Below are 16,788 nucleotides of genomic sequence, written 5' to 3' on the forward strand. Positions count from 1 at the left end.
CATGACGGCAGTGGCGGGGGTGGCGGGGGTCCTGTTGGGCCTTACGGGACGGTTGATCGAGGGCGACGACCTTCCTCGTGCGCCGGACTGGTGGCGACGCCGCGAAAGCGGCGTGTTCCTGCGCAAGCTGCCGGCCAGTGCGCTGGCGGGCCTGGGCCCTGGCGGGGTCGACGTGCGCAGCGGGCAGCTCCTGTGCAATGTTGCGCGGCGCCGCGACGTCGTGCCGGCGGGGCCGTTGGCGCTGGGATTCGACCGCATCTATGACAGCCGGATCGAGGAGGCCGGGTGCCTGGGGCCAAGCTGGCGGACGCGCTGGGACGTGACGCTGCGCGTCCAAGGCGAATCGCTCGTCTACCGGGACGAATGGGGGCGCGCGCTGACGGTGCCGCGGCCGGAACCCGGCACCCAGGTCATTGTTGCCGCGGCTTCGCTCAATCTGGCCTGCCTTGAGGACGGCCAGTATGTGATCGCGGACGCGGGGCCGGCCTGCTTGCGCTTTCTGCCCGCGGACGAAGCGGGCACGTGCCGGCTGGATGCACTGGAGTTCCTGGACGGCAGGCTATTCACGATTGCGCGCGACCCGCGCGGCGCCATCCGGTCTGTCAGCAATGAGCGCGGCGCGGGACTGTGGTTCGACCTGGACGACGCGGGCAGGATACGCGCCGTCGCGCGCGGTCCCCAATCGGAACCCTGCGCGGCGTATGCCTACGGGACCGACGGACGCTTGTCGCGGGTGGAATCGTCCCGCGGCAAGCCGATAGGCCGGTACGGCTACCAGGATGGCCTGCTTGCCGACATCGCCGAGGCGGCCGGGGAGCGGTCGATCCGTTGGCTCGGGTCGGACGCGGGACCGCAGGTGGCCGGATTGCGCCTGCCGGGGGGGCGGATGTGGCTGGTGCGACGCGAGCCGCAGGCCCGGCGCGTCAGGATGCAGGCCTCGGACGGCGCCGAATTGCACTGGCATTTCGATGCGCAAGGGCGGGTCGTGGCCTACCGCGATGCCCAGGGGGCCGTCTACAAGGCGCACTACGACAAGGGCTCGCGGCTCGCGCGCGTGGACGCGCCCGACGGGGCATTCGAATTCGAGTACGACGGCTTTGGCCGCGTGGTCCGAGAGACGGCGCCCCATGGACGGGTGCGGCGCGTGGGTTACGCCTTTTCCACGTCGATTCCCCTCATGCTGTCGCGCGAGGGCGCGCGGAACTGGTTCTGGCTGCGCGATCCCCACCTGCGCCCGCAGCAGCGGCGCGCGCCGGGGGGCGTCATCACGGACTATGAATATGACCCGGAAACCGGCGCACGGCGGGTGGTGCGCCAGAACGGCGTCGCAACCCGCCATGGGCATGACGACGCGGGCAGGCTGCTGGTGCGTGAAGGCGCGGACGGCGCGCAGTTCCGGTACGCCTGGACCGATGATGGCCAACTGCGCGCACGGGGCGGGCCCGGCCATCCGCTGGAAGTGCGGGAGCGGGACGACGTCGGCAATCTCAAGGTGCGCGTCGGCGACGGCACGCGGGCGCGGCTGGCCGTGTATGACGCCGGGGGACGCCTGGTCTCGCTGGCCAATGCCGCGGGGCATGCGCGCCATTGGCGCTATGACGCGCAAGGGGCGCTGGCGCAGCTCACGGACGAAGAGGGCGCCACCACGCGTCATGCCCGGGATGCGACAGGCCATGGTCTCGAGGTGCAAGGGCCGGGCGGCGGCACGCAGCGCTGGATCATGGACGCGGGGCGCCGCGCGTGGGCGCGGCGCGATGCGGACGGGGTGACCATCGAACGCCGCCTGGATGTTTCGGGCCGCGTCACGAAACAGGCGGACATCGCCGGCGCGATGCGCGCCGACACCGAGTTCGGCTACGACGCGCAGGGACGCCTGGCCAGCCGCGAGCGCGCGGGCCTGCGCTGGGCGTTCGAGCACGATGACCACGGCCGGCTGGCCGAGGTCCGCGCAGAAGGCGATGGGGGGACATCCCGCCTGGTGTTCGCCTACGACGCCCATGGCCGCGTGGTCGGGGAAACCGGCGAGCGCGGCACGCTGCAGCGGCATATCGACGACCAGGGCCACGTGGCCGCGTACCGGCTGCCTTGCGGCCTGGCCCTGTACGCGGCGCGCGACGCCGGGCAGCGGGCCGTGCAACTGAGCTATGCGCTGGATGGAGAGACCGTGACGTTGACCACGCTGGTCTACGACGGCGCGGGCCGCGAGACGATGCGCATTGCCGGCGGCATGCAGCGCGACATCGTCATCGACGAGACGGCGGGGACGCGGTCGGAGACGTCGGCGCGGGTGGTCGGCGGCTTCACGCGGATCGACGTTCTCGATCGGAGCGAACGGCGGGACGCGGCGGGGCGGCTGGTCGAAGAGTCGGACGCGCTGGGGCGCCGGCTCTACGACTACGACCGGCGTGGCCAATTGGTCCGCAGCCTGGGCGAGGCCGGCATGGTCTACACCACCTGGGATGCGGGCGGCAACGTCATTGCGTTGGACAGCGCGGGGTGGGCGCCGCCCAGCCCCGCGCCCGACCATCGTCCCGCCCGGGTCGGCCGGCACGTGCTGGCGTACGACCCCTGGGGGCGGGTGCTGCGACGCGACGGCCCCCTGTCCCGCGCGTCATTCGAGTGGGACGCGGCAGGCCGGCTGATCCAGGCCCGGGAGAACGGCGTGGCCGTCGCGTATGCGTACGACGCGGCCGGCCGGCTGGCCGCGCGGCGTCTCGCGCAGGCGGGCGATGCCTGGACCCATCGTTTCGTGTGGGACGGGCTGCGCCTGATGCAGGAGCGCACCCCGTTGCTGCGCGTCACCTACCTCTATGCGCCGGCGCGTCCGGGCTGCCTGTCCTATGCCCCGGTCGCCCGGCTGATCCAGCGGCGGCCCCACAAAGCGGCCGGCTGGGCCGCGGCGCAGGCGCAATATCTGTATGTGGACGCGGCGGGCCGGGTGCGCGCGGTCCTGGACGGCGACGGGAGCGTCGCCTGGCTTGGCGGCATACGGGCCTGGGGCGAACGGATCGGCCCACCCGTGGTGGACACGCCCGCGCCGCCGGGCTTTGCCGGCCATTGGATGGACCCGGACGTGTCGATCTGCTGGAATGGCCGTCGCTTTTATGACCCGCTCACCGCCCGCTACCTGAGTCCGGACCGCGACGCGCCGCCCGGGGTCAGCCCGTATCGCTACGTGGGCGCGCCCGCGATGCAGGCCAACCCCACCGGCCTGGCGGTGGGCGCGCCGGGTGTCGGCGCGCGCGCGGGGATCACGATTCCGGAGCGCGCGCCGATCCTGTGGGCCGGCGCGCTGCCGCCCGCCGCGCGCATTCCGTAGCCGGGCGGGCGCGCGGCCGCCCCTTACCCCACGGCGCTCGTGAATGCCTTCAAGGTTTCGCCGTGCGCATCGCGCAGCACGATGCGAAACGCGGCGGGCTTTACGCCCAGGTCGCTCATGAACGCCAGGTCGCGGTCGAACCATTCGCCATGGCAGTGCTGCCGCGCGGCCTCGATGTCGGCGTCGTCTTCGTGCAGCACGGTGCCGTCGTCGCGCAGCGCCTGTACGGTGCAGCGCGTGGCGCGTGGACAGGCGGCGACGTCGATGGACGTGTGATGGGCGACCACCCGCACGTCGTTCGAACGGCGCAGCGTGGCGCGATCCAGCGTCGCGCCGGGCCTCACGGCGCCAAGGTCGGGAGGCGCGTGCGCCAGCACCTCCGGCTGCACGGCGCGGTCGCGAAAACTGATGCCGGCGTAGACCTCGTAGTCCGCCAGCGATCTTGCCGTGCCGAAGCCGTAGGCGCTGCCGCGCGGATCGTGCTTGGACAGTTCCGTATCCCCGGCCTCTGGTTCCATGCCGAACAGCACGCGGTTGCGGGCCATCGAAAGGTCATTGCGCTCGCCCCAGGTGAGGCGGATCCGTCCGTCGTCGCGCGCCGTCTTGTCGTGGTCGTCCCATATCTTGCGCCGGCCGTCGCGCACGTACTCGTGCCAGGCAAGGGTGCGGTGCGGGTGGTACAGGTCATAGCCGTGCGTGAAGGCGCGCACGGCGATGGAGATTTCCTCGCCGTGGAAAAAGTAGTCCGGGTCGTGCTGGACTTCCCGCGCGAATGCGCCATCGGCAAAGGCAAAGTGCCCGCTGTAGAAGCGTGCGGGGACCGGTTCGTGCAGCGTCCGCCAGTTGGGCAGCGTGAACGACCGGAACAGGATCGGACCCCCCCGGCTGAACCTGTCGAAGCGCATGCCGAGCGCGGGCTCCTCTTTCTTGATGAAAGGCGTGTCGGGCGCAGGGGGGGTGTAGAACGACAGATAGGCGGTGAGCAGCGGCTTGGGGCTGCGCGGCCGAAGTTGTTCCAGCATGCCGATCACCGCGGTATCCCAATCGGCCACGAAGCGGTGATGCGAATCCAGTTGCAGCGTATAGGCTTCGTCGCGGTATCGCTGCTGGATCTGGTTGCGCGCCCAGCAGGCGCCCTGCGACTGTTCATGGGGCACGTCGATCAGCTCGATGCGCGCACCCCCGAACGTAAACGTATGCAGGTTGAACGGCGACCCGGGTTGCAGCTCCCACTGCAGGAATTGCTGGCTAAGGAAGATGCCCACATGTTCGTCGGGCCCGTGCTGCCAGCAGACCACGATGCGAAGGCGGTCCGGAAACGCCGCGCTGCCGATCAGGTCGCGCAGCGTGGGGATGAGTTCCGGATCCCGGTAGCTGGCGATCTGGACGAAGATGGTGGAAGTCGTCTGGCTCATGCGGGTGCGGGGGGTGGGGGTCAGAGGAAAGTCAGGGTGACGACCGCCTGGGCGTCGATCGTGCCGGGGACGGCGGCCGCGGCGCCGACCCGCAGCACGGAGGCTTCCAGATTGAAGGCGGTGCTGTAGCCCGGCGAGCTCTGGGTCAGCACGCTGGTGGGAATCTGCGGCTTGAGCACCACCTGCGTGGCGGCGTCACGCAGCCGGATCGCCAGGCCGGAAGCCGTGCCGTCGTTCTTGATGAAATCGCTGACGATCGGGTCGGGCTGCGCCGCCAGCGTCGCCGACACCGTGTTGGGCGGGGTGGGGCCATCGCAGGCCACGTTGATCGTCACCGGCTGGGTCGGGCCGCTGATCGCGGACACCTCGCTCGGACCGAACTGGCCAAAATCCACCAGCAAAGGCTTATCGCCGGTGACCTGGCAATGCGGCAGCACGCGCAGGGTGACCGGGTTGGCCAGCACCTTGAGGGCGGTGACGCCGTCGAGGCCGCCTGCAATGCGCGCCACCTGTCCCAGATTGAGGGTCGATATGCTTTGCATGGGGCCGGTCTTGACGAGTTCGATCAGGAAGATGTTGCCGGCCGGGATGGCGGGATACTCGGTTCGGTCCGCGGTCCAATTGTTGGTGTACGGAAGCTGCGTCGACGTACCGCTGGCGCGCTTGTAGTAGACGCGGTAGCCGATCCCGTCCACACCCGTAGGCTGGATGTCCGTGCCGTTATCGGGGGTCAGCTCGAACCGGATCGTCCCGACGTTGTCGTCACAACGCAGGATGTAGGTGTGTCCCGCTGGCGCCGATTCGCCGGTCGCGATGGTGTCGCCGACAGGGAGCGTCGCCTCGACGTCGATGAGACCGGTTCCGAACGTGACTACATGTTCGGCGTTGTAGTCGATCACACCGGGGGTCGGATTCTCCATGGTCAGCCAATTGTCATAGTCTCCGGGAACGATCTTCCGGCAATCGGCGTGGGCGTTCTGGAACTGGAACAGCGCCGCCAGGGCAACTGCCGCGCATATGCGTTTCATGGGTCTTACTCCTGTTTCGACATCATTCGAGAGGGCACGTGGATCAATCCTGCGGGGCGTCCCATTGCTCCAGCAGCTCGGCCGGAACCATGCGATGCAGCTCGGCATAGCGCCGTCCGACCATGCGTTCGGCCTGCTTGAGCAATACGCTGACCGGGCTGCTGGGTTCGTGGAACTCAAACCACTGGCGGGCGCTGCGCAGCGTTTCAAGCATGTCCCAGCGGGTGACGGCCGCGCCGGGGAGCGCCGGGGCCGGCGCGGCCGGGTCCAAGGGCAGCGCGGCGCCGGGCGGCGCGGCGCCGGGCGCGGACGGTTCGGACGGCGCCGGGGCCGCGGCCAGCCCGGTCTGCACCGGCGGCGCGGCCGTCGGCGCGTGGAACGGCTGCAGCAGTTGGACCAGCACGCCCAGGTCCGGCCGGGCGCCGTCCAGGTGCTGCGCGGCCCAGTCCTGGATGCGGCCGAGCGCGGCAAAGGCCCTCGACAGGGCCGTGACCACGGGATCGCGCCGGTCGTGCAGGTCGGACACGAGCCGCGTCGCGGCCTCCGGCGAGAGCGCATCCTTGGCGCGGGTCCTGGCCAGTGCGCGCTCGATGTCGCGGACCCTCAGCGGCGTGCCCATGCTCTTGGGCAGGCCGATGTCGCGCACGTCCGCCGCCAGGCCGTCCGGGTCCGCCAGCGCGGCCAGGACGTTGGAAACGATGAGCGGATCAGGTTCGCCATCGAGCAGGGGAACGGGATTGAGCGCGCCGGGATAGCGGCGCAGCATGGCGTCGATCAGCGCAAGCGCCGCGCGCAATCCCGCCGCGCCGGCCTGCCGCACGCGGCAGCGCGCCAGGACGATCAGCAGGCGCAGATCCTTGCTGCGTGCCAGCAGCGCGCGGCAGTCGCGTTCGGCGTCCGCCCAGTTGATGGCGGGCGCGGCGTCGACGAAATCGCCGTACTGCGCGTCGCCGCGCGGCGCGACGTTGGCGTGCAGGACCACGAAGTCGGGGTCGTATTCGAGGTCCGGGCCGCAGGGCAACGGGCCTTCCAGCGGCTGCAGGAGGTCGGAATCGGGGCCGAGGTCGGCGGGAGTGGCGGTGTCCATGGCGTTGCGCTCGTTCAGGGGGCCTTGGGGTCGCGGTAGTGCTCGGGCTCGAACACCATGCCGGTCACGGGCGCGTCGGTCGGCGCTTCGCCGAGCCAGGTGGAGTACCCGAGGCGATGGTCGGAATTGGCGCGCGCGCACGGCGCCGCCCGCGGCTTGATGAGCAGTTGCAGTTCCCAGTCGAATTCGTAGCCGACAAAGGTGCGCACCCAGTCCACCAGCGTGGGCAGGTCGTCGCCGTGCGGCGTCAGGCGCAGGTATTGCTCCAGGGTCAGCGGTCCCATTACCAGGCGGAAGCGGTGCTGGCAGTCGGGAATGGAGTGCCCCAGCGTGGCCTGCCCGCCCAGGATGGCGGCGGGCGACGGCACGCCCAGGATGCCGCGGCCGGCGACGTCCAGCCCAATCCAGTTGGGCATGAATTCCTCGACCTCGACGTCCACGCCGAAATAGAAGGACAAGGCGCGCGCGAGGCCCTCGGGATTGCGGGCTTCGCGCACCAGATGCGAGGCCGCGGCGTAGCGGGCATGGGTGGCCGGGTGCAGCGCGGCGCTGTCGCGGGGATCGTCCCCGATCAGGCTGCCGATGTAGAACGTGAACCGCTCTTCGGCCGGGCGGTCCAGCGAGGCGGTCGATTGCCCCGCCGCCCACGCGCGGTAAAAGAGCGACAGGGCGCGATGATGGAAAAGGTCCGCGAAGTCGGTCAGCGTGCGGTCGTGGTGGCTTTCGACCCGCGTGTACGCCTGCTCGGACATGTGCAGCGGCATCGGCCCCTGCGGCCCCCACATGCCCAGGCTGTGCAACTGCACGTGGATGCGGGCGCCGTCGTGCTCGACCGCGGCGACTTCGCTGGGGGCGAACACCAGGCTGGCGCGCTGCCCGATCCGGTGCGATTCCTCGCTGGGCAGCAGGGCGGCGCCGGGGATCGGCGCGTCGGACATCTGCGCGGCCAGCGCGCGCATCAGCCCGAGAAAGCTGGTCTTCCACGGCTGTGCCGGGTCGAACCATTCGCGCAGCGCGGGGGCCGGGGGGGCGGGGTGGGGAAGCGGTTCCATGGCTAGACCACGCTGCGCCCGCCCGGGCGGGGCGCCCATCGGGCCACGTCGCCGCGCTGGATCGAGCGCAACGAGGTTTCGGTGAACACGTTGATCGAGACGTGGCGCGCGATGTACTGCTCGAGGATCAGGCCGAACAGATAGGGGCTGACGCCGGAGAAGCCGGTCTCGTCCACGGTGAGGTCGCAATGGATGCCCCGGCCGTAGACCATCAGCGCGTGGCGCGGCAGGCGGCGCGTCACGCGGGTGACGCGCGAGCCCACCAGGGCATCGATCTGGTTGGAAAGATCGGTCTCGCCGGCGTGCAGGAACAGGCGCAGCATGTTGCGCAGGGCCTGCCCGCCGTCGCTTTCGTTCAGGTCCGCCAGCGGGATGTAGTTGAAGCTCAGCTGGCGGATCAGCCGCCAGGCGGCTTCGCCCTGCGCGTAGGGTTCGCGCGGGATGCTGGGCGGGTGCAGCAGCGACACGCGTTCGATGGGAATCGATTCCCGCATGGACAGGTCGTTGTGGCCGTCGACCGGGATGAGCCGGGGCAGGTCGCGGTTGGTCACCAGCGCATCGACGGACAGGTAGCGGATGTCTGCGCCATAGGGCGCTTCGTACTGGTCCACCAGGGACAGGTACACCTCGGTGCCCACATACAGCGTGCGTGTCCCGTACTTGCGGGCGTTGTCGGACAGGACGCGGCGCTCGCGGTTGACGGAGAAGTAGCGGCCGTTGTTGCCAAGGTCGCTGTGCAGCGTGTGATAAAGCGGATTGAAGACCACCTCGCTGGCGCTCTTGGCCTGCTGGCCGACCACGCGCTGCACCGAGAACACTTCGTAGTCGAGCGGGCGGCTGCGGTCGGGCACGAGGTGGAGTTCGGTCTTGGCGCGGTCGACTTCGACGCGGTCCGTGCGCTTTTCGAAGAGATTGACGATGGGCGTGCAGAACAGCGCGAAGCGGGAGGCGTTGACGTGCGTGGACAGGGCCTGTGGCAGCCGGTCCAGGAGCAGGATGATCTCGGCTTCCTGGCCGTCGGCGGATGCCAGGCCGCGCGCCAGTTGCGTCGCATTGAAGAAGTAGAAGCGCTGGCGGAAGGCGAAGTACTCCTGGATCAGGTTGTTGCCGTGAAAGCCGTTCCAGGTCGTGGGCAGCTGGGCTTGCGCGGCGGTGAGGCCCGCATGGGTGACGGCGCCCTGCGTGATGACGTGGCCGCCGCGATCGTCGTCGGCCCCGCGCACCACCGCGGCCACGCAGCCGACGTGGATCAGTTCAAAGAGATGCGAGGTGATGCGTTCGTCGCCGGTGATGTAGAAGCACAGTTCGTCCAGGCCGCGCAGCTGCGAGAACTTGATGTCGCCGGTGGTGCGCAGGCGGATGCGCAGCGCGCCCTGCAGGTTCTGGCCGGTGGCCAGGTGGCGGCGCATGTCGGGAAGGTCCGGCGGCACGATGGTCAGCGAGGCGCTGGCGATCTCGATCGGCCAGAGCACCACGTCCTGGCTGCTGCGGAATTCGCACGCGGTCTGCTCGCCGGGGGTGATGCCCGAGCGAAAGACGCTGTGCCGGGGCACGCGCACGCCGCGGCTGAAGTCGCCCTCGCGGGTGGCGGGGTGCAGCCGGGCCACGCTCATCGACGGCGTGGGCGCCACGTAATTGGGATAGACGACTTCAAGCAGCCGCTGCGTGAAGCGCGGAAACTCCGCGTCCAGCTTGAGCTGCACGCGCGCCGCCATGAAGCAGAACGCCTCGATCATGCGTTCGACGTAGGGGTCGGCGACCTCCACGCCCTGCATGCCGAGCCGGCGGGCGACCTTCGGGTGGGCCGCGGCGAATTCGCCGGCGAGTTCGCGCAGGTAGGTCAGTTCGCTGTTGTAGTAGTCGAGCAGCCGGGGATCCATGATCAGAAGCCGCTCCGGCCGTCGACCGACGCATGCGAGGACTCGAGGTCGTACCGGGTTTGGACCAGGAACTCCAGCGGGTAGGGCGACCAGTGCATCAAGGCTTTGATTTCGAGGTGGATGACGTTGTAGGAGCCCGGCTGCGCCGGGGGCAGGACGCGCACCGACAGGGTTTCGGGGATGAGGCGAGGCTCGAAGGCCACGATGGTTTCACGCACCAGCTTTTCGATGCTGGACGCGTTGTGCTGCGCCCGCAGGCTGCCCGATAGCGGCGGCAGGCCGTAGTTCACCGCCGAGCGCGCGGCCTGCGGGTGGCGCGCCGCGTCCAGCGCCGCGCCCAGGTTGCTGGTGTTCAGCAACAGGGCCAGGTCGCGCTGGATGAGGCGCTGCATGGCCGCCGCATCGGGCGCATACGCGTCCGGCCGTTCATGGGGCGAACGGGGATCGTGGTCGCGGAGCCGGTCGAACAGCGAGGGCAGGTAGCGGACCTTGGGAAAGGCTTCACGCGCATTCAACGGACTGCCCCTCGAAGTGCATGCTGAGCACACTGAGCATGGCGATCTCGCCGGTGTCGGTCAGCCAGGTGCGCTGGCCGGCGCCGGTGACCGTGGTGTCGCTTCGGTCGGCCCAGGTGGTGACCGTGGCGAGCTTCTGCGCGTCGGTCTGGTCGCGCAGCAGCGGATAGCGGGTCGGCATGTAGGCGCTGAGCTCGGTCTGGTCGCGCAGGGTGATCTTGCATTGGCGCCAGATCAGGTCGAGCGCGCCCTGCACCGGCGGAAAGGACAGCCGGGCGATCAGGGAGAAGGGAATCCAGCGATAGCCGCCGGAGAACATCAGTTCGCAGTTCGGTCCGAAGCGGGTGTCGGTGTCGGTGATCCAGGCAAAGCCGGCCCCGGGGTTGGCGTGCCCGGGCACTTCCGGCGCGACGTCCAGGGCCTGGCGCCGCAACACGTCCGCGCGGGCGGGATTGCCGGATTCCAGCGCGTGGATGGCCTGCGTGAGCTGCCTGGACCAGTCGGCGGGCTCATCCAGCCATCCGGGTTCCTTGTGGCCTTTCATGACTTCGTCGCGGTAGGCTTCCGCGCGCAGCAGTTCGCGCAGCATCTGGGCCATGCGCAGATGGCTGCTGTTCAGGCTGGCCCAGATCTGAAGCTGCTTGAGGGCGCGCACCCAGTCGCCCTTGAGGCAGAGCAGCTGGAACAGCACCCAGCGCAGGTCGACGTCGGCCGGCTGGCGCTGGATGTTGCCGGTGGCGTCGCCAATGGCGCACTCCAGCGTGCGGCCGCGCAGCAACTGGCGCAGCGAATCGCGGGGATCGGCAGGGGAGGCGGCGGTTTTCAACATGGTTTTCTACGGCTCATTGCGCGGATTCGGAGAGGTCTTGCTGGAAATGGCTGTCGATGGACAGGTCGTGGTGTTCGCGGCGGGCCAGCGAGGCGATCGTCCGGGACGGCGCGCTGGCGCCCGCCTGGTCCGCCAGCAGGCGCAGCACGTCCTGGGCGGGCGGTGGCGCGAACAACTGGGATTCGTCGAAGGCATTCATGTCGGCGAGGATGCTGTCGATGTCGGTGGCCTCGGGCAGCAGGCCCTCCAGCAGCATGCGCGTGGCGGGGGCGGCGGCGGGGGCCTCGAAGGGATCGGGCGGCGGGGGCAGGGTGCTGCCGGGCAGGCCGGGCGCGGGGCTGTGCAAGGCGCGCAGGCCCTGGTGCGTGCCCTGGATGGCCTGGTCGAATTCCGTGGCGAGCGACGCCAGGGGATCGCTGGCGTCCTGCGGCAGCACATCCGGGTCGGCCCCGCGGCGGCTGTGCCGCCGGTCCTCGGGCAGGAAGGGCACGGCGTGCGTGTCCGTGTCGTTCAGGGCGCGCAGGGCGAGCAGCGCGGCCTGGTCGTCCAGGGCGTCGCCCGGCCGGCAGCCGTCCCAGGCTTCCCATTGCAGGGGCGAGTCGGCCTGCACCACCGACAGCCGGGTCAGGCCGATGGTGATGTCGTCGCGGTCGGACAGGGGCCAGCGTTCGCCGGGGCGCATTTCGGCGCCGTTCACGCGGCAGGACAGCGTGGCGCAGGCGTTCTGGATCCAGGCGCGGCGGTCCTCGCCCACGCCGAATACCGAGTGCTCGGTGCCGTCGGCTTCAGCGGCCCGATGGGGGACGAGGGCGCCAGACGCCGCGCGCAGGCACAGGGGCTGCTCGTGCAGGGAGTGCACGCGCATGCCCGGGATCGGGTGGCCGGCGTGGGCGGACATCCAGATTCCCCAGGCGACGGGCGCGGGTTCGGCGGCGGCGGTTTGATTCATGGCGAGGGCGCGAGACGGGGCCTTCCTCCCGCGGGGGAGGGAAAAGTGGGCGATGACGCATGGTAGGAAGGGGCTCGCGCGCCTGCTATCGGCGCTGTCTGATATGTGCAGAAAGACGGACGATTCCCCGGGCGGGGCGCCGCCGGATCACACGCCGCAGGCGTAGATCATGAATTGCCGGAAGGCTTCGGCCGGCTTGGCCATGGCCGCGCGCGGGTGCCACAGCAGGCCGGCCTCCATGGGCGGCACGGCGTCGGTGATGGGCACGGCCTCGATCTTGCGCCCTTCGAGCGACCAGGGGCGGTAGACCATGTCCGACAGCATCGTGATGCCGAAGCCGTGTGCGACCAGCCCGCGCAGCGCTTCCATCGAGCGCGTGCGGAACGCGATGTCGGGCTGCAGGCCGTGCGTCTTCCAGTAGGCCAGGGTGGACCGCTCGCCCTCGTCCATTTCGAGCAGGATGTACGGATAGCGCGCGATGTCGGCGAGGGACGGCGCCGCGGCCTGGGTCAGCGGATGGCCGGATGCCGCCCAGAGTTGGCGGCGGGAGCGCACCAGCACCTGGTGGCCGAAGCGCTCGCGCCGGTCGACGTTGGACAGCAGCGCGACGCCCAGTTCCACGTCGCCGCTGGCCACGGCTTTTTCGATCTCCGGCCGGTCCAGGTCCACCAGATCGAGCACGACGTCCGGATAGCGCCGCCGAAAGCGCGCCAGCAGATCGGGCAGGAAGTACCCCAGCACGGTATAGGACGCCGCGATCCGCACCGAGCCGCGCAGCGCATAGCGCTGGAAGCCCGGTTCGCGCAGGGCATCGTCCAGCGCGTCCAGCACGTCGCGCGCGCGCTGGTGGAAGTTGTGGCCCTCGGGCGTCAGCGTGACCCCGTGCGGGTGGCGGTCGAAGAGGCGCACGCCGAGCTGCGATTCCAGCGCCAGCACCGCGTTGGTGACCGCCGACTGCGACACGTGCTCGTCGGCCGCCGCCATGGAAAACCGCCCGGTACGGGCCGCGGCGGCGAAGTAGCGCAGTTGCCGGAGGGTGACGTCGTTGGCCATGCGTTTTTCAGATACCAGTTAAACGAATATATGAATATACGATGGCAATGGCCCTACCTACACTGCGGAAAACACCCGATTCCCATGCCGCGGATGGCAGGAGCAAGCCCCCCATGAACGTCCCTTTACCCCCCGGTGTGGCCGATACCCATGGCCTGTCGCTGGACGACAAATACGCGCAGCCCACCGGCCGCGTCTACCTCAGCGGCACGCAGGCGCTGGTGCGCCTGCCCCTCATGCAGAAGCAGCGCGATCTGCAGGCGGGCCTGAACACGGCGGGCTATGTCTCGGGGTACCGGGGATCGCCGCTGGGCGGGCTGGACCAGGCGCTCTGGAAGGCCAAGGCCCATCTCAAGGCCAACGACGTGGTGTTCCAGCCCGGCCTGAACGAAGACCTGGCGGCCACGGCGGTCTGGGGCTCGCAGCAGCTCAATCTGTTTCCCGGCGCGCAGCGCGACGGCGTCTTCGGCATGTGGTACGGCAAGGGGCCCGGGGTGGACCGGTCGGTCGACGTGCTCAAGCACGCCAACTCGGCGGGCTCGTCCGCGCATGGCGGGGTGCTGATGCTGGCGGGCGACGACCATGCCGCGAAGTCGTCGTCGGTGGCGCACCAGTCGGAACACGTGCTGATCGCCAGCGGCATTCCGGTGCTGTACCCGGCCAACGTGCAGGAATACCTGGACTACGGCCTGCACGGCTGGGCCATGAGCCGCCACACGGGGCTGTGGGTGGCGATGAAATGCGTGACGGATGTCGTGGAATCCAGCGCCTCGGTGGACGTGGACCCGTCGCGCGTGCAAATCGTGCTGCCCCAGGACGGCGTGCCGCCGGGCGGGCTGAACATCCGCTGGCCCGATTCGCCGCTGGCGCAGGAGGCGCGGCTGCTGGACCACAAGTGGTACGCGGCGCTGGCCTACGTGCGGGCCAACCGGCTGAACCGGGTCGTGCTGGACTCGCCGCACGCGCATTTCGGCATCATGACCGCGGGCAAGGCCTATCTGGACGTGCGCCAGGCGCTCAACGACCTGGGCCTGGATGAAGCGGCCTGTGCGCAGGCCGGCATCCGCGTGCTGAAGGTGGGCTGCATCTGGCCGCTGGACGCGCAGGACGCGCGCGAATTCGCGACCGGACTGAAAGAAATCCTGGTCGTCGAGGAAAAGCGCCAGATCCTGGAATACGCGCTCAAGGAAGAGCTCTACAACTGGCGCGACGATGTGCGTCCGCGCGTGTACGGCAAGTTCGACGAACGCGAGAACGGCGGCGGCGAATGGTCCACGCCGCGCGGCGGGTGGCTGCTGCCCGCGCGCTATGAACTGTCGCCCGCGCTGATCGCCCGCGCCATCGCTGCGCGCCTGGAGAAGGCCGACCTTTCGCAGGCCCTGCGCGCCCGCATCGCGGCCCGCCTGGCCGTGATCGACGCCAAGGAGCGCGAGGCCAAGCGTCCCACGCTGGTGGAAGAGCGCAAGCCCTGGTTCTGTTCCGGCTGTCCCCACAACACGTCCACCCGCGTGCCCGAGGGCTCGCGCGCGGTGGCGGGCATCGGCTGCCATTACATGGCGATGTGGATGGACCGCGACACCGACACCTTCAGCCAGATGGGCGGCGAGGGCGTGGCGTGGCTGGGCCAGAAGGACTTCACCGCCGAGCGCCACATCTTCGCCAACCTGGGCGATGGCACGTATTTCCATTCGGGCCTGCTGGCCATCCGCGCGGCGGTCGCGGCGCGCGCCCGCATCACCTACAAGATTCTTTACAACGACGCCGTCGCCATGACCGGCGGGCAACCCGTGGACGGCGTGCTGACCGTGCCGCGGATCGCCGCGCAGATGCTGGCCGAAGGCGTGGTCAAGACAGTGGTCGTGACCGACGAGCCGGACAAGTACACGGGCGCGCAGGCCTTGCCGGCCGGGGTGGACGTCCACCATCGCAAGGCGCTGGACGACGTGCAGCGCGCGCTGCGCGAGATCGAGGGCGCCACGGTGCTCATCTACGACCAGACCTGCGCCACCGAGAAGCGCCGCCGCCGCAAGCGCGGCGAGTATCCCGATCCGCCCCGGCGCGCCTTCATCAACGAGGCGGTCTGTGAAGGCTGCGGCGATTGCTCGGTGCAGTCGAACTGCCTGTCCGTCGAACCGCTGGACACGCCGATGGGGACCAAGCGGCGCATCAACCAGTCGTCCTGCAACAAGGATTTCTCCTGCGTGGAGGGCTTCTGCCCCAGCTTCGTGACGGCCGAGGGCGCGGTCCCGCGCAAGCCCGGCAAGGGCGGCGGCGCACCCGCGCTGCCCGAGGCGCCCCTGCCCGAGCGCGCGGACATCGCGCCGGGCGCGGCCTACCGCGTGGTGGTCGCCGGCGTGGGCGGCACGGGCGTGGTGACGATCGGCGCGCTGCTGGGCGCGGCCGCGCACATCGAAGGCAAGGGCGTGACGGTGCTGGACATGGCGGGGCTGGCGCAGAAGGGCGGTGCGGTGCTGTCCCACGTGCAGCTCGCCAACCGGCCGCAGGACCTGCATGCCACCCGCGTGGCGCTGGGCGAGGCCGACCTGGTCATCGGCTGCGACGCCCTGGTGTCGGCGTCGCCCGAAGTGCTGTCGCGCCTGCGGCCCGAGCATGGCCGCGCCGTGGTGAACAGCAGCGCCGCGCCCACGGCCACGTTCCTGTCGCAGCCGGCCTGGCGCTTTCCCGGCGCGCAGGCGCAGGACGCGCTGACGCAGAGCACAGGCGGCAACTGCGACTTCCTGGAGGCCGGCCCGCTGGCCGAGGCGCTGCTGGGCGACAGCATCTACGCCAACCCGCTGCTGCTGGGCTATGCCTGGCAGAAGGGCGGCCTGCCGCTGTCGCTCGCCAGCCTGCGCCGCGCGATCGAGATCAACGGCGTGTCGGTGGACAAGAACCTGGCCGCGTTCGAGCTGGGCCGGCAGGCGGCGCATCGCGGCGTGGACGCCTTGCGCCCCGCGGCGGCCGAGCGCGTGGTGAGCCTGCCGGAGTCCCTGGATGCCCTGGTCAAGCGGCTCGCGTCGCACGTGCAGGCGTACCAGGACGAGGCCTATGCGCGGCGTTTCCTCGCCGCCGTGGACGCGGTGCGCGCGCGTGAATTCGCGCTCGGGGACAAGCGCGGCGACGTCACCCGCGCCGTCGCGCGCAACCTCGCCAAGCTCATGACCTACAAGGACGAATACGAGGTGGCGCGGCTGCACGCCGATCCCGTGTTCAAGGACCGGCTGCGCGCGCAGTTCGAGGGCGAACCGGGCCGCGATTACCAGGTGCGCTATTACCTGGCGCCGCCCGCGTTCGCGCGCCGCGACGCGCGGGGACGCCTGCAGAAGCGCGCGTACGGATCGTGGATGGAATGGGCGTTTCGCGCGCTGGCGCCCATGAAGCGCCTGCGCGGCACCTGGCTGGACGTGTTCGGCCGGACGGCGGAGCGGCGCATGGAGCGCCAGCTCGCGGCCGACTACTTCGCGCTGGCCGAGGAGTTCGCCCGCACGCTGGACGCCGCCAACCGCGACGCGGCGCTGGAATTGGCCAATGTGCCGGACGCAATCCGCGGGTATGGGCACGTCAAGGAGAAAAGCGTGGAAGCGGCGCGCGTGCGCCAGGCCGCCCTGTGGGAGCGGTATCGCGGGGCCGCGCCGGCGCAACGGGCGGCCTGAGCGCGCGC

Annotated in this window: 11 protein-coding genes; 2 read left to right on the top strand and 9 right to left on the bottom strand. The window is 70.2% G+C overall.

Annotated elements, in window-relative coordinates:
* Position 1 precedes the first annotated feature (1 nt).
* A complete protein-coding gene (locus tag BMW75_RS16405) occupies positions 2 to 3,319 on the top strand; it encodes a DUF6531 domain-containing protein (protein ID WP_092580869.1) in 3,318 nt (1,105 codons plus the stop codon).
* 23 nt (positions 3,320 to 3,342) lie between these two features.
* Here the strand turns inward: BMW75_RS16405 and BMW75_RS16410 are convergent, their stop codons facing one another.
* The 9 genes from BMW75_RS16410 to BMW75_RS16450 form a co-directional block, all read right to left on the bottom strand.
* Positions 3,343 to 4,734, bottom strand: coding sequence for a GlcNAc-transferase family protein (locus BMW75_RS16410; protein WP_092580871.1), 1,392 nt, complete (start codon positions 4,732 to 4,734; stop codon positions 3,343 to 3,345).
* Between the two features lie 20 nt (positions 4,735 to 4,754).
* Complete coding sequence (locus tag BMW75_RS16415) at positions 4,755 to 5,762, bottom strand: fimbrial protein (RefSeq protein WP_175493194.1); 1,008 nt, start codon at positions 5,760 to 5,762, stop codon at positions 4,755 to 4,757.
* Between the two features lie 43 nt (positions 5,763 to 5,805).
* Positions 5,806 to 6,849 carry a type VI secretion system protein TssA gene (locus BMW75_RS16420; protein ID WP_092580875.1) on the bottom strand — a complete coding sequence of 348 codons (1,044 nt, stop codon included), beginning with the start codon at positions 6,847 to 6,849 and terminating at the stop codon, positions 5,806 to 5,808.
* Positions 6,850 to 6,863: 14 nt separating this feature from the next.
* Positions 6,864 to 7,901, bottom strand: a complete 1,038-nt coding sequence (gene tssG / locus BMW75_RS16425; protein ID WP_175493195.1) for a type VI secretion system baseplate subunit TssG — start codon at positions 7,899 to 7,901, stop codon at positions 6,864 to 6,866.
* A gap of 2 nt (positions 7,902 to 7,903) precedes the next feature.
* Positions 7,904 to 9,781 (bottom strand): type VI secretion system baseplate subunit TssF, encoded by a 1,878-nt coding sequence (tssF, locus tag BMW75_RS16430; RefSeq protein ID WP_092580879.1) that lies wholly within the window; start codon positions 9,779 to 9,781, stop codon positions 7,904 to 7,906.
* Positions 9,782 to 9,783: 2 nt separating this feature from the next.
* Positions 9,784 to 10,296 carry a type VI secretion system baseplate subunit TssE gene (tssE, locus tag BMW75_RS16435; RefSeq protein WP_076516999.1) on the bottom strand — a complete coding sequence of 171 codons (513 nt, stop codon included), beginning with the start codon at positions 10,294 to 10,296 and terminating at the stop codon, positions 9,784 to 9,786.
* Entirely contained in the window at positions 10,283 to 11,125 is an 843-nt protein-coding gene (locus BMW75_RS16440) for a type VI secretion system accessory protein TagJ (protein ID WP_092580881.1), read from the bottom strand. The genes tssE and BMW75_RS16440 overlap by 14 nt, the downstream gene beginning before the upstream one ends.
* 13 nt (positions 11,126 to 11,138) lie before the next feature.
* The gene (locus BMW75_RS16445; protein WP_092580883.1) at positions 11,139 to 12,074 is read right to left on the bottom strand and encodes a TagK domain-containing protein; all 936 of its coding nucleotides are present in this window, start codon (positions 12,072 to 12,074) and stop codon (positions 11,139 to 11,141) included.
* Positions 12,075 to 12,221: 147 nt separating this feature from the next.
* Positions 12,222 to 13,127 carry a LysR family transcriptional regulator gene (locus BMW75_RS16450; protein ID WP_092580885.1) on the bottom strand — a complete coding sequence of 302 codons (906 nt, stop codon included), beginning with the start codon at positions 13,125 to 13,127 and terminating at the stop codon, positions 12,222 to 12,224.
* Positions 13,128 to 13,240: 113 nt separating this feature from the next.
* On the opposite strand from BMW75_RS16450, the gene BMW75_RS16455 reads away from it, so the two are divergent.
* Positions 13,241 to 16,780, top strand: coding sequence for an indolepyruvate ferredoxin oxidoreductase family protein (locus BMW75_RS16455; RefSeq protein WP_092580887.1), 3,540 nt, complete (start codon positions 13,241 to 13,243; stop codon positions 16,778 to 16,780).
* The last annotated feature ends 8 nt before the right edge of the window (positions 16,781 to 16,788 follow it).

Source organism: Achromobacter sp. NFACC18-2, assembly GCF_900108985.1.
Classification (GTDB): domain Bacteria; phylum Pseudomonadota; class Gammaproteobacteria; order Burkholderiales; family Burkholderiaceae_B; genus Achromobacter.